The 21282-nt window shown below is 44.3% G+C and carries 14 protein-coding genes; 4 read left to right on the top strand and 10 right to left on the bottom strand.

Translation table 11 applies throughout. The features are described 5' to 3' along the window. Nucleotides 1-149: 149 nt before the first annotated feature. On the bottom strand, nucleotides 150-716 hold the full coding sequence (locus ACHUFZ_RS05250) for an SPOR domain-containing protein (protein WP_394126206.1): 567 nt from the start codon (nucleotides 714-716) through the stop codon (nucleotides 150-152). Between the two features lie 216 nt (nucleotides 717-932). On the opposite strand from ACHUFZ_RS05250, the gene ACHUFZ_RS05245 reads away from it, so the two are divergent. Continuing rightward, nucleotides 933-3617: a bifunctional acetate--CoA ligase family protein/GNAT family N-acetyltransferase gene (locus ACHUFZ_RS05245; protein ID WP_394126205.1), complete on the top strand. Its 2685-nt coding sequence runs from the start codon at nucleotides 933-935 to the stop codon at nucleotides 3615-3617. Nucleotides 3618-3649: 32 nt separating this feature from the next. Here the strand turns inward: ACHUFZ_RS05245 and ACHUFZ_RS05240 are convergent, their stop codons facing one another. Continuing rightward, nucleotides 3650-4546 carry a LysR family transcriptional regulator gene (locus ACHUFZ_RS05240; protein WP_134834688.1) on the bottom strand — a complete coding sequence of 299 codons (897 nt, stop codon included), beginning with the start codon at nucleotides 4544-4546 and terminating at the stop codon, nucleotides 3650-3652. Nucleotides 4547-4799: 253 nt separating this feature from the next. On the opposite strand from ACHUFZ_RS05240, the gene ACHUFZ_RS05235 reads away from it, so the two are divergent. Then, a complete protein-coding gene (locus ACHUFZ_RS05235; protein ID WP_394126204.1) occupies nucleotides 4800-6986 on the top strand; it encodes a TonB-dependent hemoglobin/transferrin/lactoferrin family receptor in 2187 nt (728 codons plus the stop codon). Nucleotides 6987-7429: 443 nt separating this feature from the next. Here the strand turns inward: ACHUFZ_RS05235 and ACHUFZ_RS05230 are convergent, their stop codons facing one another. The 4 genes from ACHUFZ_RS05230 to ACHUFZ_RS05215 all read right to left on the bottom strand — a co-directional run bounded on the left by ACHUFZ_RS05230 (nucleotide 7430) and on the right by ACHUFZ_RS05215 (nucleotide 10149). Continuing rightward, nucleotides 7430-7681, bottom strand: a complete 252-nt coding sequence (locus ACHUFZ_RS05230; protein ID WP_394126203.1) for a hypothetical protein — start codon at nucleotides 7679-7681, stop codon at nucleotides 7430-7432. Continuing rightward, complete coding sequence (locus ACHUFZ_RS05225; protein WP_394126202.1) at nucleotides 7681-9390, bottom strand: SgrR family transcriptional regulator; 1710 nt, start codon at nucleotides 9388-9390, stop codon at nucleotides 7681-7683. The genes ACHUFZ_RS05230 and ACHUFZ_RS05225 overlap by 1 nt, the downstream gene beginning before the upstream one ends. 76 nt (nucleotides 9391-9466) lie before the next feature. Continuing rightward, the gene (locus ACHUFZ_RS05220) at nucleotides 9467-9700 is read right to left on the bottom strand and encodes a DUF3389 domain-containing protein (protein WP_394126201.1); all 234 of its coding nucleotides are present in this window, start codon (nucleotides 9698-9700) and stop codon (nucleotides 9467-9469) included. Beyond that, a complete protein-coding gene (locus ACHUFZ_RS05215; protein ID WP_394126200.1) occupies nucleotides 9700-10149 on the bottom strand; it encodes a hotdog fold thioesterase in 450 nt (149 codons plus the stop codon). The genes ACHUFZ_RS05220 and ACHUFZ_RS05215 overlap by 1 nt, the downstream gene beginning before the upstream one ends. Nucleotides 10150-10241: 92 nt before the next feature. Between ACHUFZ_RS05215 and ACHUFZ_RS05210 the strand changes: the two genes are divergently transcribed. After that, nucleotides 10242-11030 (top strand): M48 family metallopeptidase, encoded by a 789-nt coding sequence (locus ACHUFZ_RS05210; protein ID WP_394126199.1) that lies wholly within the window; start codon nucleotides 10242-10244, stop codon nucleotides 11028-11030. Between the two features lie 35 nt (nucleotides 11031-11065). Here ACHUFZ_RS05210 and ACHUFZ_RS05205 read toward each other — a convergent pair whose 3' ends face one another. Further along, entirely contained in the window at nucleotides 11066-12148 is a 1083-nt protein-coding gene (locus tag ACHUFZ_RS05205; protein WP_394126198.1) for a site-2 protease family protein, read from the bottom strand. 264 nt (nucleotides 12149-12412) lie between these two features. Here ACHUFZ_RS05205 and ACHUFZ_RS05200 point away from each other — a divergent pair, with 264 nt between their 5' ends. After that, nucleotides 12413-12970 (top strand): PhnA domain-containing protein, encoded by a 558-nt coding sequence (locus tag ACHUFZ_RS05200; protein ID WP_134834682.1) that lies wholly within the window; start codon nucleotides 12413-12415, stop codon nucleotides 12968-12970. Between the two features lie 79 nt (nucleotides 12971-13049). Here ACHUFZ_RS05200 and pulA read toward each other — a convergent pair whose 3' ends face one another. From pulA to ACHUFZ_RS05185, 3 genes are all read right to left on the bottom strand, one after another. Then, complete coding sequence (gene pulA / locus ACHUFZ_RS05195; protein WP_394126197.1) at nucleotides 13050-19094, bottom strand: pullulanase-type alpha-1,6-glucosidase; 6045 nt, start codon at nucleotides 19092-19094, stop codon at nucleotides 13050-13052. A 429-nt stretch (nucleotides 19095-19523) separates the two neighbouring features. Further along, entirely contained in the window at nucleotides 19524-19715 is a 192-nt protein-coding gene (locus ACHUFZ_RS05190; protein ID WP_134834676.1) for a hypothetical protein, read from the bottom strand. A gap of 288 nt (nucleotides 19716-20003) precedes the next feature. After that, on the bottom strand, nucleotides 20004-20963 hold the full coding sequence (locus ACHUFZ_RS05185; protein WP_394126196.1) for a TerC/Alx family metal homeostasis membrane protein: 960 nt from the start codon (nucleotides 20961-20963) through the stop codon (nucleotides 20004-20006). Nucleotides 20964-21282 lie beyond the last annotated feature (319 nt).

Raw genomic sequence — 21282 nt, 5'->3', positions numbered from 1 at the left:
CGTGACACAACAGAGGGATTAGAAAAACATGATAATCAAAAGCGCATACAGTTACACGGTTTTCGCAAAGAATTTCTGAATTTGGCTTCTGAGTGCTTACAATTTAGACGTAAAAAAAGGGGCGAGAGCCCCTTCTTATAAAAATGGTATTAATTCAACTTGTTCAAAGTTGGGTATTGAGAGTTCTTGATAGCATCAATGCTCTTCACAAAAGGTTTCATAGATTGGAATTCACTTGGAAGTTCACCGATCGCCTTTTTAGCATCTGTGCGAGTTGCATAGTCACCGTAAAGTACTGAGTACCATTTAGTACCGTTCACTACTTTGTAGTTTTCCCAGATAGGTTGGTTGTCACGTGGCAATTTACGTGCAAACTGATCAACCTTAGTTTGTGAACCGACAGCAACCACTTGGATAGTGAAACCGTAACGAGGGTTCATCGCTTTCTGCTTAGCGGTAGGCGGAATAATCGCTACAGCTGGTTTCGCTTTAGCCTGCGTCTTCACAGCCTGTTTTTCTGGAGTAGACATATTAACAACAGCAACGTTGTCTTCTGAAATGCCGTTGGTCATTCCCTGCTGTGATACAACTGGTTGTTCAACCTTAGCTGTTTTGTAATCCTCACGATAGCTTTCCGAGCTTACATCGGTGACATAATCACTCGACACACATGCAGAAAGCACCACTGATAAGCCAACAATCGCAATTTTTTTCATGAAATTTTAAATGCCTTAACTAGAAATTACTGTAAATCATGCCGCTAGAAAGGAAGAGAATCAACCCAACATTCTAATTATATATCAATACACTGTGACGCATGGCACAAACTTAACCAGCACCGGAGTGATCTGATTAAAACAACATCAAAATCGATGAGTATTTACCAGTTAGGTTCGCTAGGATGAGTGTTGTCGCTGTATTGGGAGCATGAGATGAGCAACTTGAACCAACTCTTTAAACCTCGTTCTGTCGCCGTTATTGGTGCATCGACTAAACCGATGCGAGCCGGCAATATCGTAATGAAGAATTTGCTTCATGGCGGCTTCGAAGGTGCAATCATGCCCGTCACGCCAAAATACTCATCGGTGTGTGGTGTGCTCGCCTATCCTTCGATTGATCAACTGCCGATCGTTCCCGATGTCGTCATTTTGTGTACTCATGCGAAATACAATCAGGCTCTATTTCAACAGCTCGCAGACAAGCAGGTAAAATCGGTTATTGTCCTCTCTGCCGATATGCATTTATCCAATGACGATGGCGAAAGTATTCAGTCTGCCTGTCTTCGAATCGCAAAACAAAGTGGTATGCGCATACTTGGCCCGAACAGTTTGGGCTTGGTTCTACCTTGGGTGAATTTCAACGCCTCATTCTCTCCTGTTACCGCAGAAAAAGGGAAAATCGCCTTTATTTCTCAATCAGCGGCAATGTGTACGACAATTCTTGATTGGGCCAATGACAAAAACATCGGATTTTCGGCGTTTATCTCATTAGGTAATGCTCTAGATATCGATTTCGCTGATCTGCTTGATCATTTAAGTACCGACACTCATACCGAAGCCATCCTGCTTTATGTTGATACGATCAAAGACGCACGACGCTTTATGTCTGCCGCGCGTGCTGCGTCTCGTAACCGCCGTATTTTGGTACTGAAAGGCGGTAGAACGTCTGCTGGGCGTCTTGCCGCAAAAGCACACACCGGTGGCGACGACACGCTCGATATCATCTACGATTCCGCTATTCGCCGTACGGGTATGCTGCGCGTAAACAACTCTCATGAGCTATTTGCAGCGGTAGAAACTCTGACGCACTCGGTCCCTTTGCGTGGTGAGAAGCTTGCCATCATTACCAACGGTGGTGGCCCTGCAATCATGGCCGTCGACACACTGCTTGAACGTGGCGGAAAATTAGCAGAGCTATCTGATGAGACGTTGGATAAGCTGACTTCGCTTTTGCCCACCAGCTGGAGTTACAACAACCCTATTGATATGGTTGGCGATGCGGATCAGTCACGCTATGTGAATACACTCAACGCACTGATGGATACGGATTGCGCTGATGCCATTTTGATCATGCACAGCCCGTCTGCTGTCGCGCATTCAGAGTTAACAGCCAAAGCGGTGGTCGATGCGATTAAAGCGCACCCACGCCACAAGCGCTTTAACTTTCTAACCAACTGGTCTGGTGAACTGACCGCAAAACCAGCTCGCGATATTTTCACCCAAGCCGGTATTCCTACTTATCGCACGCCTGAAAGTGCCGTGGTCGCCTTCATGCACCTTGTCGAGTACAGACGTAACCAAAAACAACTGATGGAAACGCCAACCACCGCAGAACCCGTGCACATCGCAGAGTTAAAAGAAGCGAATAATTGGATAGAAGAAAAGCTACTGGATAAAAACACAGTATCACTGGATACTCATCAAATCGGTCCATTCTTGCGCTGCTTTAACTTTGAAGTGCTGCCGACTTGGATTGCTTCAGATTCAAGCGAAGCGGTTCACGTTGCGGAGCAAATCGGCTATCCAGTTGCGGTCAAGCTGCGTTCCCCTGACATCGCTCATAAGTCAGATGTACAAGGTGTCATGCTTAACTTAAGAAACAGTACTGAGGTGGCAAGTGCTTCCGATGCGATACTTGATCGTACTAAACTCTCCTATCCTTCTGCGAACATACACGGCCTGTTGGTACAAGGGATGGCAAAGCTTGCCGGTGGTGAAGAAATACGTATCAAGGTTAAACATGACGATACGTTTGGTCCGGTGATCTTGCTGGGTCAAGGCGGTTCTGAGTGGGATGAATCTCTCGATGCTGCTTCTGCTCTTCCGCCACTCAATATGGCCCTAGCGCGTTACCTTATCGTTAGAGCGATCAAAAATGGCAAGATTCGCCCACAGAAACTGCCTGAACCAATGGATATTCATGGTCTGTCAGAGTTACTTGTTCGAATCTCGCAAATGGTGGTTGATTGCCCTCAAGTACATGAACTGGATATTCATCCAGTACTCGCAAATGGGTCCAATTTCACCATTATCGATGCAGATTTAGTATTGAAACGATATGAGGGGGATGCGCAACAAAGATTGGCGATCCGTCCTTACCCTGTAGAGTATGAAGAGCTTATTGAGCTCAAAGACGGTGAGCAAGTGTTGCTGCGCCCTATTCTTCCTGAAGATGAGCCTCACCATGCGGACTTTATTCATAATGTATCAAAAGAAGATCTCTATAAGCGCTTCTTTACCGATGTTGGCGAGTTCAACCATGAAGCACTGGCAAACTTGACTCAAATTGATTACGACAGGGAAATGGCATTCGTCGCCGTGAGCCAGTCTCGTCCTGGTTCACCCATCATTGGCGTATCACGTGCATTGATCAATCCAGAAAACACCGATGCCGAGTTTGCTATTTTAATCCGTTCTGATCTTAAGGGAAATGGTTTAGGTAAGGTGCTGATGAATAAGATAATCCAATATTGTCGCCACAAAGGCACCTTACAAATGTCGGGGATGACAATGCCAACTAACAGAGGCATGTTAATGTTGGCTCAAAAGCTAGGATTCGAGTTAGATGTTCAGTTTGAAGATGGCGTTGCAGATATGCGCCTTTGCTTAACGGAATAGATTAAGGGGAGCCATTGAGCTCCCCTTATTGTTTATACTTTTGATTGCTTCTTCCAGTGCTTCATCAAGTATTGAATGCACCAAGATTTTGCCTCACCAATCTTATTGCGTTTCCATACCAGTATGATGTCGATAGGCTGAGGTTTGGTCCCTTCAATTTGTTTGATTACCCCTTCTTCAATGAGCTCTTGCGCCAATTCCTTTGGTAAGGTGCCAATCCCTAACCCCAACTTAAGTGCATCCACTTTGGCTGAAAAGTTTGTCACAGTAAGTCGTGGCTGACGCTGGGTGATGTTAACCGTTAGCGCAGGTTGCTCTCTCGCCGTATCTGCGATGGCAACGATTCGATATTTTTCGCGCGCCTGCTCATCAAACTCACCCACACGCTTATGTACATAATGGTCGACCGCTGCGACCCAAATCATTTCCATTGTGCCAATGGTTTCCGCTTTCACATCTTGGGGTAAGGTATCGATTCTCGGGGCAACAAGTAAGTCAGCCCGACCATTGTTTAATGACTCCCAGCAACCCGCGAGAATCTCCTCCTGCAGCTTGATGCGTGTCGAACTCACATTGCCAAGCTCAGCAACTAAGCCAAAGAAGTTTTTAACTGGAATAATGCCATCAAACGCAAGTGTAATATCAAGCTCCCAACCATTGGCCAATACGCTCGCATCATTCACCAGCTTTTCCGTCGCGGCAAGAATGTCTCTTCCTCGCTCAAGTATAAGTCGCCCTGCTTCGGTAAAGTTCGCTTTGTGCCCGGATCGGTCAAATATCATGATATCGAGGTCTTGTTCGAGCTTTTGAATTTGATAGCTCAGCGATGAAGGTGCTCGGTCAAGTTCATTGGCTGCCGCTGCGAAGCTACCTCTCCTTTCGATCGCATCTAATATATGAAGTGCTTCTAATGTTATTGGACTCTGCACAACTGCTTTCCTTATCTATACCCACTGCACATAGTGTGATAAAAATCACACATTAAACGTATTAATTGAACCTTTACAAATGTTAAATAAATGCATATCTCGCTGTAATTTAAAGATTTTCTCGTAATTAAGACAAGTTTGACGTACGAAAACCCAAAAAAACACCAATGCGAACAATAGTAATTATCATTTAGATCCAATAAGATTCGTATCGCTCAACGAAAACCTATATGGATAAAAGGTAATAACCATAATGTATAAAAAATCTCTACTGTCAGCTTCAATCGTTTTCGCGCTGACGTCAACTGCCTCCGCCGAAGAATATGCCCTATTTGACGAAGTTGTGGTATCTGCAACGCGTACAGAGCAAAACAAAGAAGACGTAGCTGCTTCTATTGATTCATTTTCCTCTGAAGATATCGACAACTCTCTTTCAAACGATTTAAAAGATGTTCTTCTCAATACCCCTGGGGTCGATGCGACGACTTCTGGTCGCTTCGGTATTTCAGGCTTCAATATCCGTGGTATGGATGGTGACCGAGTTAAAGTTGTTGTAGATGGTGTTCAACAAGTTACCCCATACAACTCAGGCGGTGGCACTCAGGCAATTTACCCGAACACAATTGAAGTCGATACCCTTCAAGCGATTGAAATTAACAAGGGTGCCTCATCGACCCTTTATGGTTCAAATGCGTTGGGCGGTGTGGTTGTTCTTAAAACTAAAGATCCTGAAGACTTTCTTGTAACTGACGGAGATGAATCTCGCTTTGGTATTAAGTCCTCATACTCATCAAGCGATGAACAGTTTAAAAACACCTTAACTTGGGCTATGCGACGTGGCGATCTAGAAACCATTCTTATCGGCACATATGCGCAAGGTCATGAAACAGAAGCTTATGGTGATGGTGCTGACGTCGAAGGTGAAGATCGCGGAATTTCAAACCCTGCTGATAAAGACATGAGCAATATCCTTGCAAAAGTCTATTACCAATTAAACGAACAAAACCGTATCGGCTTAACGTACGAGCGCAATAACCAGAACTTTGAAGAAAACAAGCTAAGTGGTAATTACACATCTAGCCACCCTATGTTTGGCGACATTGTTACGTACGACAATTCAACTTCTGACGATGAAACGTTACGTGAAAAAATCGGTATCAGTTATGAGCTGCTTGGTAATAACGTTGCTTTCGATAGCATGGCGCTTAATCTGAATTTCCAAACGACAGAAAGTACTAACGAGAACTACGCTTTAGTCACTGACCACCTTGGAATGATCGGTTACAGCGGCGAGCGTACACGAACACGTTACGCTGAAGACGAAACAGTTCAATTCGATGCACAGTTCGATAAAATCGTTGCCTTAAGTAACTCAACTCATGAGATCACTTATGGCTTGAATTACGTCAATACTGATTTCTCACTAAACAATGTCGATTACTTCCACGACAATGGTGCTTCTTCACCAGGCGCGACAAATGTTCCAGACGCAAAGATGGATCAATGGGGTGTATTTGCGCAAAACAACATTTTCCTACTTGATGAACAGTTAGTTCTTAACGTAGGCCTACGTTATGACGCTTATGAGGCCAACCCATCAACAGATGACGGATTCTCGACAGCGCATAAGGTAAACGAAGACGATGCATTCACTGGTAAGGTTGGTGCGGTTTATCACTTTAATGATCAATTGAGTACCTTCGCTCAAATTGGTCAAGGCTTCAAAGCGCCTACCGTAGAGCAACTGTATTACGAGTACGATAAAGGTTCTGACTTTACACCAAACTCAGATCTTGAAGCAGAGAAAAGCACATCTTACGAAATCGGTTTCCGTGGCAAAAACGAGTTCGCTCAATTTGAGCTAGTTGGCTTCTTCAACGACTACAAAGACTTTATTTCAACAGAACAACTACCTGAAAAGACGCCAGGCAAAGAGCACTTCACATTGGTTAACCTCGATGAAGTAGAAATCAAAGGGGTTGAATTTAGTAATGTATTGCTACTCGATCAGATGTTTAGCGCGCCTGAAGGTACATACACTACGTTCTCTATTGCGTACGCTGAAGGGGAAGATAAGAAAACCAGTGAGAAACTGACCTCTGTAGCACCTTTAACATCTGTTATTGGCCTTGGTTATGACAACTTTGAACACAAATTTGGTGGCTTGGCTACTTTGAAGTTGGTAGCAAGCAAAACTGACTGGCCAACAGAAACTTATGATTATGAAGATTCAGCGGGTTATGGCGTTGTTGATATCACAGCATATTATCAACCAGTGACAGATCTTACGCTACGAGCAGGTCTGTTTAACGCGTTCGATAAGAAGTATTGGCAGTATGACAACTTTACGGTCGATTCTAGCGCTAGCACAGCTTCATATAATGATCGTTACTCTGAGCCGGGCCGTAACTGGGGTGTTAGCTTAGATTACCAATTCTAATTTCCATTTAGTGAACAAAAGCCAGCTCAATGCTGGCTTTTTTACGTTTATGGGCATAACCAATTGATTATTAAGCTCTACAAAACAAAAAAGCTCCCGTTTAAGGAGCTTTAATCACTGACATTTGCTAAAAAGATTATAAAAAATGGAGCAAATGTGAGAATTACTTAGCGCTAGCCATCTCTTTCTTTACCATAACAGCAGCTGCAACGATAAAAGTGATGATCAGACCTAGTTCCATTGTGTACCTCTGAGATATATTTGGAAAAACCGAAGATTAACTGCGGATATTCTAACAGTTTTAAATAACATTGATAGCTCTTAACAAGGTTTTTACGTATTTTATCGATTCAGATCAAAATTAACCTTGAGTGCTCTGTTATTTACACTTTCTGTATCCTTTTTAATCAGCAGGTTTGCCAAAATAATATTCTAGAACGCCACTATTTCATGGTCACTTTTCCACCGATTATTTTGTAAGCAGGCGTTCCCCTAACTAGCGTGTCGCGCGCAAATTCACCGCCACACTCGGGGCAAAAACAGGACGTTTTCGTGAAATCTTCGACAATACGCTCTTTAAAACACTTAACCAGAGCGCCCTTGCCTCCCTTGCGATACTTAAACAATTGCGCTTTACACTTTGCACAGTAGATATTGACCGTTTTACTTGGCTGCTTCTTATTTGGTTTTGCCACTACTCAGTACCGTCGCCCTTTTCAAGAAGCTGAGGCTTAACCCACACCTTGCTAAAATCAAACCAACCCAGTGCATTACACTTTGCATTTTGTAATGAGCCACACTGATCTTTACTTACCCCAAGCCAGCAGTGAAACATCGGGATCAACTGCATTTTTTCAGCTAACGACTTACCCAATGCTTTTGAAGGAAACGCTGCGTTTGGCGTCGCTTGCCAGTCTCTTACTAGCTGTGCCCAATAATCAAAGTCTTCTTCTTTACTTAGCGCAGCAATATCACTGTAGTTAAGTAGCCAGCCTGCTAATGCATCATCACGGTTGGTTGAAATTCCCATTGGCTTTAACCATATATCGATAGCAGACGTCTCTTCGACAGTTTGATCATAAGTAATCAGATTGACGCCTAACCCATCTTGCTTAAGCAATGACTCAATACACTTAACCAGTGTTGGGAACATTGGGTGTTGTCCGTGGTAGGCAATCGTCACCGTGCGATATGACGGCGGTGATGTGTAGCCTTGTTTGGTATGGTGATACCAACCCGGTTTTAAACCATGAGCAGGTAACACGCCGAGCTCGGCCAATTTATCTTGTGGAAGCTGCTGGAACAGATTCAGCGTGGTGAGTTTTTGGCTAAAGTAATTTGCCCAATCATTTGTAGCAGCCAAGCCATCCTTTCGGTTGAGCATCAATAAGGTACAACCTGGGTCCAACTCAACTTCATCGGAAAACTCAGCCGTCTCAGGTCGAACAGGATTTGCTAGGCTTGGAAACACCATTGATGAATGCGCTTCATCAATCACCCAAACCTCTACTCGATCGAGTAATGGCCTAAATCCAAAGTATCCATCAAACGCTTGTAAAACCAAACGTTTTTGATCGTTTTGCACAATACGATAAGGCCCAGTACCGATTGGCAACTCATCAAAGTTATCCGCTCTACTTTCTAGCGGTAAGGTGATTTTCGCGCATGACTCCGACAACAAAAGAGGCAATTTATAGTCTGCACGATCTAGATGAATATCTACGATCAAATGACCCGGAGACTCCACGCGTTCAATGTGGGAAAACAGCGTTTTTTGCTTTAATTCAGCTAAGCAGTCGAGGATATTTTCAACCGTCAGGAGGTCGCCATTATGGAATCGTACACTCGGGCGAATGTAAAAGCGCCAATGAGTTGAGCTAACCATTTCCCATGTATGTGCAAGATCAGGCTGTAATTGCTCTTGTTCATCAATACGAGTTAATCCACTAAAAATTTGCTGAGCGATGTGCAGCTCAGAACGCCTCATTTGATCAAAAGGATTGAGGTTCGAAAGCGGTCGATAGTAAGGAAGGCGCACCACTTGCTGTCCCTCTTGATGGACAATACCTAGATACTTTTCAACTACTTGAGCAAGCTTGGCACTATCATGATCCAGCACTTTTAACGCTTGGCCGATTTTGCCTTCTTCCAAATAGCGTTTAGCTAAATTCTCACTAACGTCAGCTCGGCTTCTTTTAAAGTTGAGTTGGGAAAGCTTTCCACGCCCAGGGGCAGGATGCCACTCTAGCCACCCTTCTTCTTCCATTTTGTTGAGTACGATTCGTGCATTACGACGGGTACAAAATAGGATTTCGGTAATTTCTTCTAATTGAACACCGGAGTCTTGTCCTTTGTAGTGTTCAAATAGCGTTTCAAACTGAACTCTTAGGCGGGGGCTACTCATAAAGAGGAAATCTCACTAACATTGGGATGTTAATGAGTTTCCTCATTTATGTAGATAGGATCAAGTGCTAATTGGATTATTGAATCGCAATGCTTGTTTCTTGCGCAATTTGTTGAAGCTGATCTTCGCTATCTAGCTTAATTGACCATTTTGTCTCACTGCCGTTCGCAGCAATCACATTCGCACCGCGTCCAATTAAAGTAATTGCATCGACTTGAGATTGAAGCGTCACCATCGAAGCAGATTCAAGTTTTACGACAATTTCATGAGGCGTAACAATAACCTTTCCGGCACTGAAATGAATAACCATTACTCCGCCTCTTTACGTCGGGTAGTCGACTTTTTGTTTTTTACCGCGATGGTTAATCGGCTGGTACAGACGAGTCTTTCGCGATCATCGGTAATATTGATTTGCCAGACTTGAGTAGAAACACCTAAGTGAATCGGTTTGGCAGTCCCAATCACGTGGCCACTACGCATTGAGCGGACATGGTTAGCATTGATATCTAACCCGACACAATAGCTACCTTCAGGCACACAAAAGTTTGCCGCAACAGAACCCAAAGTTTCCGCTAATACCACAGAAGCCCCGCCGTGTAACATGCCCAGTGGCTGGTGGGTAAACGAGCAAACTGGCATGGTCGCCGAAATATAGTCATCCCCAAATTCGGTATAAATAATATTGAGATGCTCTATCAATGTATTTTTTGAGGTTTTATTTAGCACTTCTAGATCAATCGGGCGTTTCCAAATGCTCATTTATATTTCCAATAGCAACTACAGTTACAAGGATTGTAACCTAATGTTATGATTTACCTAATTAGATTCTTACGTTTGCTATAGGGAACTCAATGCAAAAGTGGCTAAAGCTATCAACCGTCGTTACAACACTTGCTATTGCGGCATGTAGCGCCTCTCCAACGGGACGTAATCAGTTATTGTTATTTTCTGATAATGATATGAGTAGCTTGGGTGCACAGTCTTTTGATCAAATGAAGAAAGATCAGAAAGTCAGCACAGATGCGAAGAAAAACGCGTACGTACAGTGTGTTACACAAGCAATTACTAAGCACGTTCCGCCTCAGCCTGGCTTCAATCAATGGGAGGTTGTGGTATTTGACAGCGAGCAAGTTAACGCTTTTGCACTCCCCGGCGGAAAGATTGGCGTATATACAGGGCTATTAGATGTTGCGGTCAACCAAGATCAGCTAGCGACCGTGATCGGTCATGAAATTGCTCACGTTCTGGCAGACCACAGTAACGAGCGTTTATCCCAGTCTCAAATCGCCAATGCGGGTCTACAAATTACTAATCTTGCGTTGGGTTCGTCAGAGTATTCCCAATACACAGGTGTCACCATGGCAGCACTGGGTTTAGGGGTACAATATGGCGTCTTAATGCCTTATGGTCGAACGCAAGAGTCTGAAGCAGATATTGTCGGATTAGAATTGATGGCAAAATCAGGCTTTAATCCTAACCAAAGTGTCGATTTATGGAAGAACATGGCCAAAGCATCAGGTGGCCAACAACCACCGGAATTACTCTCTACGCACCCTTCTCACAGTACGCGTATCCAAGATTTAAAAGCGAAGATCCAAAGCTTGCCAAACTACAACGCTAAACGGCCAAATTGTTCATAAGTAAAAGGGAGCATCATGCTCCCTTTTTAATTCGGTTAAGTTCCTAAGATAAGTAATGGTAGCTGCAGTAATTGATCCCCTGTTGACGCAAAGAACCAAATAATGCCAATCAGCGATGCCACCAAACCAACATACCAAACAGCTGAGATAATTTGCCCGTATCTGTCTAGTGGTAACAAATGGCTATGGTGACGGCCGCGCCATTCAATGACGATTTCTAGCATACCCATAATCAGTAAGAATCCAAATAAGGTCAGGCCTAACGAATAGCTAAGCACCACTCCACCAGCCGCTGCCGCAGTACAAAGAATGATTCCCGCAACGCTATTCATTGAGAAGCTAATGCTTTTTAGTACATGCCCGCCATCAAGCGGTAAGATCGGCAGTAGATTGAACAGGTTTAAGAAGGCGTTAAACACCGCTAATCCCGCGAAAAACATCTCGCCAGTAATTAAGTAGACAACTAACAGAATAATCGAAAGGATCAAGCCGAACATTGGCCCCATAATCGAAATAACAACATCTTGCCAACGGGTATTGATCTTCTCATCACTGAGGGCCAAACCACCTAGAAATGGCACTAAGTAAATTCCTTTTGTTTTCATGCCAAAATACTTCATCGCCTTAACATGGCCGTATTCGTGAAATACCAAACAAGCAATCAATGCGAGGGCAAACTGAAATGAAAATAGCCATGAATAAGCAGCTAAACTCGCTGAAGCCAACACCACTTTAATTAACTTGGCACTCTTTAGCGCCTTCATACCTAAAGAGAGTAAACCAATTAGGCTAAAACGTTTTTCTGGTGTCGGTGGCGTGAACGGAACCTGCTTCTCAATATCTTTGGTATCACGGCTCCCCTGTTGGATAGTATCTCCGTTCACCGTTGCATGGTAATCAATAGTGAAAGGCTGCCAGATTAGAGTCGTTTCAAGTTTACAAACCAGCTCTTGCTCTCCATTCATCAAAGTAAACTGATGATGCGAGTTATCGCCACGCTCTGAATTGGCATCAAGTTGCGAGACCAACTGGTTGTTCCAAAACAGTTGCTGCCAACCAGCCATAGAGCCTTCTAGACGAAGCGGCTTACCTAAAAATTCAATCGAGAGAAGTTCCAACGCTCGTAACCTATTAATTTGCTATAAAGACGCCGTTGATTATGCCTATCCTGACTAATGAGGTAAAGAAAATGCTAACAATGTGACAATGTCACACAGATTAAGCCATTGATGAGGCTTATTTTGTTTACCTTTAGTATTCAAAAGTCAGAGTAAAGCAATTTTATATCAGTTAAACCTTTGCTATTCGGTATACCCCTTTCTTTTCGATGGATAAAGTGCATAATAGCCGCGTAATTAACACCTAACTAATGTGAGTCCATTATGTCTTCTGAAGCTACTATGCTAGAACGCTGCCAATCAAAATGTGAATTATGTGCTGCTGATGCACCATTAACCGCTTATGCCGTTCCTCCGCACAGCCACGTGACAGTAGATTACGCCATCATGGTATGTGACAAGTGTCTAGGTGAAATCGAAGAGCCAAAAGACATCAACCACTGGCGTTGTCTAAGTGACAGCATGTGGAGCCAAGTTCCTGCTGTTCAAGTAACTGCATGGCGCCAACTAACTCGTCTAAACACTGAAAGCTGGGCGCAAGATGCGCTAGACATGATGTACATGGAAGAAGATCAAATGAACTGGGCAATGACGGGGATGTCAGCTGATGACAAACCATTCGATTGCAACGGCGTTGAACTTAAAAAAGGTGACGACGTAACGGTTATCAAAGACCTACCAGTTAAAGGTACTAACCAAGTAATCAAGCAAGGCACGGTTATCCGTGGCATCAGCATCGGCGACGATCCTAAGCTCGTTTCTGGTAAAGCGAACGGCGGCCAATCTATGTACGTTATCGCAGAATACTGCCGTAAGAAGTAATCACCAGTTACTTTCGACAGATATTAAAAAGGCGCTCAATTGAGCGCCTTTTTTGTTTTAGCTTGATATCTCCAGCTTATTATTTAACCAACAGCAATCGACCTGTTAATGGCGGAACTTCAACAGCTCCATTAGTAGACTGAATGCTAATACTCTCACCCGTCATAAGATCAACAAACTCTGTCGCTGATTTTATACGCGATAAATCCACATTGAGCGTGCGTTGGCTTTCGCTCGTATTAAGAACGTAGATAACCTGCTGCTCACCATCAACTTTAAGATCGGCATAGAGCGTATCATCTAGCCAAAGGTTTCTTCTTTCACCGTTGAATAACGCTGAATGCTCACTGCGAACCTTCATCAATTTAGCGACGTATTGCTTAAGATCGCTTTGATCAGTGCTAAGCGTTGTAGACGTAACGCCTTCAACTTTAGCACTTGAGCGAGCAACGTGGTCATCACATAGCCCTTGGCTTACACAATGTGAGGTTACTTTAGCGGCAAAGTTTTCTACTTCATCACCAATTTCCTCACCATAGTAGAAGGTAATTGGGCCAGAATATGCGGCTAAGAAACTGTATGCGGCTTTATGGCGTTGGAAGTAGTCACCTAATCCACCACGTTGAATCAAGTCACCAAAGCGAACCAGATCGTGGTTACCAATCATTAAGTTTGGCATCGCATGATACGGCGCTTTAGTTCTAGAGTTCCATTCTGCATCAAGCACGCGAGCGGTGCCCTTAGCACCCGACTCTTCCACAGCAAGCGCCTGAACTAAGCCGTAACGAAGTGGGAAGTTAAATGCAGATGAAAGGCCTGGTTTAGCGTCGCTTCCATAGACAGTGCCAGTGATTTCATCAGCACTACTCCATGCTTCACCGACCATGTAACCAAGTGTCCCCCACGCCTTACCGGCTAGCACATTTTCCATAGATACCGCTTCTACCGCAGTGCGGATATTACGCCAGCTATCTAGAGGGACTTGGTAAGCTTGATCCAATCTCCACCCATCAATCCCATACTCCTTGATCCAGTATGTGGCCACTTCAGTGAAGAAGGCTTCGCTATCAGTATTTGGATAGATGACATATTGTCCTGGGTAACCTGACTCTTTTCTTAAACTAGGCACTTTACCGGTTGGTGAAGGCTTAGCACCATTGATGTTGGTATGGCCAAACACGCCATCTAAGAATACATACAGTCCCTTTGAATGTGCCGTATCAATCAGCTCTTTTAACTTCTCGTTGGTTCCAAATTTAGGGTCAACGTTAAAGAAGTCACAAGCAAAGTAGCCTGTCGCATCGAGTTTGTCGTCGCCTCCTTGTCCAGCACATGAATCAAACACCGGTGTTAACCAAAGCGCATTCATATTGAGGCTCTTGATATAGTCGAGACTATTAATGATCCCTTGAAGATCCCCTTTATGATGTGAGTTGCCATAACCTACGCCGTAGTCGTGGTTTGAGTCACCATCAACAAAGGACTCAACCATGACTTGATAGATACGTAAATCACAAGCCGTATTGGTATCACTGTAGCAACCGTAATCTAGCCCTGTATCTTTCACCGCAACTTGTAGAGATGACTGGTCTTTGGCATTTAAACTAAAGTCATAAACACCTTGCTCGATGACGGTAACTTTAATGTTTCCATTACCCGCATCTTCAAGCGTGACCGAACCATCTGCTTGAGTGAAGGCACCAAAGCCAAGGTTTACCGCGCTCCAATCTGCAGACGCCAATTTGAACTCATACACACCAGGGGTTAAGTATCCATTAAATGTGTAGATACCCTCACCTTGGTAGTGCATTTCATTGCTAGTATTCCACCCGTTCATTGACCCACGAACATAGAGCTGGGTACTTCCATATGGCGCAACATCAACAGGTTTGTTATCAACAACTAAGCCTTCACCCTGTTCACCAGCTTGTGGTAGTACAAATACCGCTGCAGTCAGTGGTGGAACCGTAAAGGTTTCATTAGCAAAGTTAGCTTGCTTAACTACGTCATCAGTCGACTTTACAAGCGCACTATGCAGCTCAAAACCTTGTGCACCGCTAATCTTGATGCTTTGCTCTGAGGTATTCGCATTGATCAACACAAGGATCGCATCATTGTTTAGGTCTAAGTCCGAGCCGACTGAAACTCCATCGTTCACAGACATTGCAATCAGGCCCGGTAGCGCGTTGCTTCCGGTATTATGGAAACGAACTCGATCGACCACCTCTTGCTCTGATACCAGCTTAAGTAGTGGCGTTGACGCGCGTACTTGCAGCAATGCTTTAAATGCACTGTCTGTCCATTCGATATCCTGTGCAGAAGCGACGGTGTTTGGATTACTAATCACGGATTGGATCGCGTTCCAGTTAGCTTGATCTTTGTCTGCGCGCGGTAAGCCAATATTCCAGTTATTGGTTTGTTTGCTGAAATCGACTTTGTTGTACCAGTCACCACTGTCGTAGCTATCGCGTTCCATTGACTTAGAGCGAAGTAGCTCTGAGCCCATATGCAGGAATGGTACCCCTTGGCCTAACATCACCGTTGATAGCCCAACAATCTGCATTCGAGCACGTTGCTCAGAGGTCATATCTGCCGAGGCTTTGTACTGGTTAAAGTCCCACAGCGTTTGGTTGTCGTGCTTAGATACATAGTTGATCGACTCTTGTGGATCGAGAGTATACGCAGCGCCTTGACCACCATACTGATAGTCTTTGCCATATACCACGCTGCCACTGTAAGTCTCTAATGGGTAGTTTTGCAGGTTACCTGTCATACCGTAACGAATCAGATCCATTTTCGATTTAAGACCTTCATCGAATCGGTTGCCAGCATTAGCAAATCCAGGAGTTTGAAGCAGTGCATCGCCACTATCGAATGGCCCACCGCCACGGACACCATCGCGAAGTCTATCGTTATAAGTACCAATCCCAGTGCCTGCCATCGGCCACTGCGTAGCGTTTTCACCGCGCTGACCGTTAGCAACCTCACCGAAGTTCCAGCCTTCACCATAGAACCAAGTATCTGGATCAACTTGCTTCGCTTTGTCGTAGATATGTAACATGCTCGACTTCATTAAGTGGCCCATCAAATCAAAACGGAAACCATCTATCTTGTAGTCTTGCGCCCACATCATGACGCTGTCAGCCACTAACTTCTCAAACATGCGGTTTTCAGAAGCGGTATTATCACAACACGTTGAGTTCTCTACTACACCTGTCATTGGATTTAGACGGTGGTAATAGCCCGGAACGGTTTTATCGAGTACCGACTTATCATAAAGACCCGATGAATAAGTGTGGTTGTACACCACGTCTTGAACGACGCGGAAACCCATATCGTGGAGCTTCTTAACCATTTGACGGTATTCGCGGATTCGATCAGTGCCATCTTTCAATACCGCATAACTGCCTTCCGGCGCGCTGTAGTGGAACGGATCGTAACCCCAGTTGAAACCATCTAACGGTCGAATATCTGCCAGTAAAGCCTGAGCTTCACCGGTATTTGGATCGGTTTGTTCAAGAAGCGATAGAATTGTCGCACCATGGTTTGTTCCATCTTCACACAGTTTCGCTTTCGGATTGACGGAACACAACTTACCGACCGTATCGTTAAGATTCACGGTTTTAGACTCATGCTCAGGTACAGAGGCTAAGTCATAGCTTGGCAGTAAATGAATCGTGGTTAAGCCTGAATCTTTTAATGACTTAAGCTGCTTAACACTGTCACGTTCATCTTCTAAGAATGCCGTGTACTTGCCGTTTCTCTCTGGGGTGCCAAGCTGGTCACTCGCACTAAAGTCACGAATATGTAACTCATAAATGATGTGATCTTCTGGATTTTCGAGCTCAGGGATATCGTGACTATCCCAACCGTTTGGCTTAGTATGCGCCGAGTTTAAGTCCACAAGCTGCGAATGTAAGCTATCGGTGCTGAGAGACAGTGAGTAAGGGTCTGTGCTCATCATCCATTCAACATGATCCGTTTTTGGATGGTAAGCTTTGACGCGGTAGCGATAGAATATGTTCTCTAGCGCAGCACTTCCTTGATAGCTCCAAACACCTGTATCTGAGTTTGGTGTCATCTTAATCGGCGACTCTTGAACAAGTGCTTTGTCATTATCGTATAGATAAAGCTCTACATCTTGAGCGGTTGGTGCCCAAAGTGCGAAGTTTGCTGTATCAGCCTCAATCCAACTACCGAGCTTCGCTTCGTCAGCATCGTTCGGACCACTGGTGTACAGGACATCAATCACACCCGGTATTTGAACGCGTGTTGCAACAAGGGGTTGGCCTTGTTCATCGAGTGCAACGGCAATTAGCTGCTGTTTTACTAGTGCCTTTGCTTCCTCGCCTGTTATCGCCAAGTCAAATTGGACTCGACCTTTTAGATGTGGAAATTTAGCATTATCAACAATGCCCGCTAACGCAAGTTCACGCTTAGTAAACTGCTCCGGTTTACTAATATCTCCTGCACCTGCCGACGTTGACCAAAGTTGGTAAGATTTTGCTTGTGAGTGATCAAACCAAGCGAAACTATTAAGATCTAACCAATGTACCGCTGCTCCAGATAGCTCGACAATAGTTTGTTCATCAGGTGAGTATTTAAGCGTTGAACTGCCATGCGTGGTGTAGAGTGTATTGCCTTTAGTGAACTCAAGTTTTAGGTCGTCACCACCCAGCGCTTTGTCGTTACCTTTATGCACGATTAAGTTCATGCAAGCGCCGTGAGCTTCTTTAAGTGCTACTGTATATTTTGCGCCATATTCAGGGTGAATTTCCTGCCAGATAAGTGGGTTGCCCCAATCTACGCCATCTAATGCGCCATCGCTAACCGCGTCACAGCTGGCGTTGTTCCATAGGTGTAAGCCCCAATCGGCGTAGTTGCCATCATCACGCTTATAGTAGATAACAGCTTCTTGGTACGTTGGTGCCGGTTCGGTCGAGGTGTTATCTGGGCTCTTAGGATTTGGATCGATCGAGTCAGGAATGCCGTCTCCATCGTCATCACTCGATGCAAAGTCTCCTAAACCATCACCATTGGTGTCGGTACTTTCGAACTTATCTTTTGGAAAAGCATCGCTGGCGTTTGGCGCCCCATCACCGTCGAGGTCTTGATCTTCTGAATCCGCAATTCCATCTCCGTCATAGTCGCTTGGCTTACTTTCAGCCGAGTATGGATCGCTACCTAAGCGCTCTTCATCGGCGTTGCTCCAACCATCGCCGTCGATATCAGAGTCTAAACTGTCTGGAATCTTATCCCCATCAAGGTCGTTTGGCTGACTTTCTGAGTCATAAGGATCCGTACCTAAGCTAAATTCTACGCTATCGGCAAAGCCGTCGTTGTCATCGTCTAAATCACGATGATCGCCAATGCCATCTTTGTCACTATCGGCAGACTCTTGGATATCTGTTGGGAACACATCGCCTAAGTCGGCAACGCCATCACCGTCGGTATCTTTTGCGACAACAGGCTGGCCGCTGCCATTAATCATCAAGGTCACGCCTTCTAGACGGCGGTTGCCCTGTTTTTTCTCTTGGCCTAAGGCCTTTGTGCCGATCTCCACCGTTTCTAAAAGGTTTTCTAAGCTGTGTTCTTCAATGTTATCAGGTAAAACTTGGCTCAACGCCTTTGCGGTTCTCGCAACTAAGCTTTGGCCATTTTCAATATAATCTGCGTCCAAATCCAGCTTGGGCTGTTTTAGCTGACGTCTAAGCTTAGCTGTTGCTCTTTTTTCACTCTGACCATCCTTCATCTGAAGTGAAACATACGTAGAGAGTGGCGTGATGTAGCTATGCTCTGCCGGTGCTAGCATCAAGTAATCTCTTGTGGCTGTAACGCCAGGAATGTCACTATCTATTGAAATACCGCGCGTAACATGGGCGATAAGGTGGACGTTGCGGTCTTGTTTAGATAAACCGCTAATATCGATCGCAGCGTATCCGGTTTCATCTGTCGTCGCTGACGGTTCATGGTCATCCTGTTTATAGTTGCCATTAACGTCGAGCCACACTTCGGCGTTTTCGAGGTAGCCATCCATCACCTGTACTTCTAGTTGATCATTACAACCTGCTAGAAGCCCGATCGATGCCATGGCTATGCTGAGTTTGGTTAGCTTGATGTTCATTGTTATATCCATTCTAAATTCACGTCGTGAGGTTGAACTCTTTGAAATAAAGTCAAAAAGCCTCAAGTTGACGTTATATGTGGATATCGAAATAACACCTCATCCTATGCAAAGTGATCCATGGGCGTAGATCAAAAGGAGTAGATTCAGTTTTGGATTTAAGCTCACATTGAAGAGGATGAATTAGATCAGTACATTACACAGCTATGGCAAAAAAAGTGAGTTATACAACACTTTGTAGCAGTAGAGCGATGACGAGCTGTAGGATTACAACAAAGTGCCTCAATTATGAGAAACATGATCTTGTGCTATGTCTGTTATCGAATTCACATCGTAAGCCAATGCTTAACGACGCACTTTTCATTTCCTACAAGCATAAAAAAACGCCAGCTATTCCTAGCTGGCGTTTTTAAAATCTGCTCGTTCGAATTAACGATATAGACCGATATCTTTCTGCATGTGACCAGACAAATCATTTGCGTAGTACGCACGTGGTTCGCTGTTGTCAGTGAAAAGAATATCTAATAAGTGTGCAATCAATCCTTTGAAAGAAACCGCGTAGGTTTTTTTATCCATAGAGATAGGTGCGTCGATAGTACCCATTTGCATTGCTTGTGCCATGATTGCCTCTCTATAAACTGGTGTAATTCGTTTTGTTGAGGCAATAATAGGCAATATTTATTTGCACAAAAAATGACTATTTTTGGTTTTTCGAATTACTTTTTCTAATGAAACAATGCATTAACAGTGTAACTTTGCATTTATGCACAAAAGACTCACACAAGCAGCATAAGTAACCACTACTAGTGCATTATTATTTTTGACACAGCAATAACCCCTGCTTTGGATCACAAATATTTTACAAACATTCGCAATCGAAAGCAGGAAGTCACTCGCAAGTTAATTAGTTTATTTATCAGCAGTTACTGTTGTTTCTACCAAACTATTTCTTTGTTTAATGATTGAAGCGATCACCGCCACTGTCATCGTCGCCAATAGCACAAGTAATGACACGGCTGTTGGGATTTCCCACGCCGACCCTACTAGCATCATCTTGATACCGATAAATACCATGATGAAAGATAGCGCAGGTTTAAGGTAGATAAACTTATCCATCATACCCTGTAGTACGAAGTACAGTGAACGTAGACCAAGCAGCGCAAATACGTTCGCAGCCAAGACTAGGAACGGTTCTCTTGTTACCGCAAATATCGCAGGAATCGAGTCTAGTGCGAACATCACATCCATAAACGCAATAACCGCGATCACGATGAACATTGGCGTTGCGATTCGCTTACCCTTTTCGACGATTGTCAGCGCGTTACCCGCGTAGCTATCGGAAACCGGTACAAATTTACGAATGATGCGTTCAGGCAATGGGTTAATTTCATCTTCACCTTTATCGCGTGCTAACTGGATACCTGTCCAAATCAAGAAAGCAGCAAATAGGTAAAGAATCCAATGGTACTGAGCAAGCAGCTGAGCACCGACCGCAATCATAATTGCACGTAGTACTAATGCACCAATCACACCCCATAACAGCGCTCTAGGGCGCAAATGCTCTGGCACCGCATATTGGTGGAAAATAATCGCGAACACGAACAAGTTATCTACACTGAGGGATTTCTCAAGCAAATAGCCGGTAATAAACGATAGTGTCGCTTTTTCTGCTGTGTATTCACTGCCAGGTGCGTACACATCCCAAAATAGGTAGATAGTAGCGGCAAACAGAAACGCGAGTGCAAACCAAAATAGACTCCATACAGCGGCTTTCTTGATGGTTATCTTTCCACCACGAGTTTGCCAAATGTCCAGAGCGACCAGAGTAAGCGTCAATAAACCGAAACTGAAGTAAGTAATTGGGGTCATGTATCCTCCAAAGGCGGAGGGATCGAGGAACTAAAGATGTGTGACGATCCCTACCGCAAACAAACTCATTACCCAGCGTGAAAGCTAGGTAACATTGATTGCGTTGGTCTCGTCGAAATATGCCTAACTGAGTGATTCAGTGTACATACTTATACTTACCGGATAGAACGACGTCTAACGAGATGACGATAAGTAAACCAGAGGCGACTACTCCCCAAACAAGGCGGATTTTATGCCTGAAAATTGAATTCGTCTATAAGAAAAATCAAAAAGGAGCAAAAAAATGCTCCTTTTCCTCAACGCTATTGGCTTGGTTATT

It is taken from the genome of Vibrio hepatarius, from assembly GCF_043642085.1.
GTDB lineage: Bacteria > Pseudomonadota > Gammaproteobacteria > Enterobacterales > Vibrionaceae > Vibrio > Vibrio hepatarius_C.
The sequence above is the reverse complement of the archived record's forward strand: the minus strand, read 5'-3'. Positions and strand labels throughout refer to the sequence as shown.

Coding starts and splice junctions, on each gene's coding strand:
- ACHUFZ_RS05225 (WP_394126202.1), bottom strand. CDS start 9,390: ATGAGTAGCCCCCGCCTAAGAGTTCAGTTTGAAACGCTATTTGAACAC.
- ACHUFZ_RS05215 (WP_394126200.1), bottom strand. CDS start 10,149: ATGAGCATTTGGAAACGCCCGATTGATCTAGAAGTGCTAAATAAAACC.
- ACHUFZ_RS05190 (WP_134834676.1), bottom strand. CDS start 19,715: ATGGCACAAGCAATGCAAATGGGTACTATCGACGCACCTATCTCTATG.
- ACHUFZ_RS05185 (WP_394126196.1), bottom strand. CDS start 20,963: ATGACCCCAATTACTTACTTCAGTTTCGGTTTATTGACGCTTACTCTG.
- pulA (WP_394126197.1), bottom strand. CDS start 19,094: ATGAACATCAAGCTAACCAAACTCAGCATAGCCATGGCATCGATCGGG.
- ACHUFZ_RS05245 (WP_394126205.1), top strand. CDS start 933: ATGAGCAACTTGAACCAACTCTTTAAACCTCGTTCTGTCGCCGTTATT.
- ACHUFZ_RS05250 (WP_394126206.1), bottom strand. CDS start 716: ATGAAAAAAATTGCGATTGTTGGCTTATCAGTGGTGCTTTCTGCATGT.
- ACHUFZ_RS05210 (WP_394126199.1), top strand. CDS start 10,242: ATGCAAAAGTGGCTAAAGCTATCAACCGTCGTTACAACACTTGCTATT.
- ACHUFZ_RS05200 (WP_134834682.1), top strand. CDS start 12,413: ATGTCTTCTGAAGCTACTATGCTAGAACGCTGCCAATCAAAATGTGAA.
- ACHUFZ_RS05235 (WP_394126204.1), top strand. CDS start 4,800: ATGTATAAAAAATCTCTACTGTCAGCTTCAATCGTTTTCGCGCTGACG.
- ACHUFZ_RS05220 (WP_394126201.1), bottom strand. CDS start 9,700: ATGGTTATTCATTTCAGTGCCGGAAAGGTTATTGTTACGCCTCATGAA.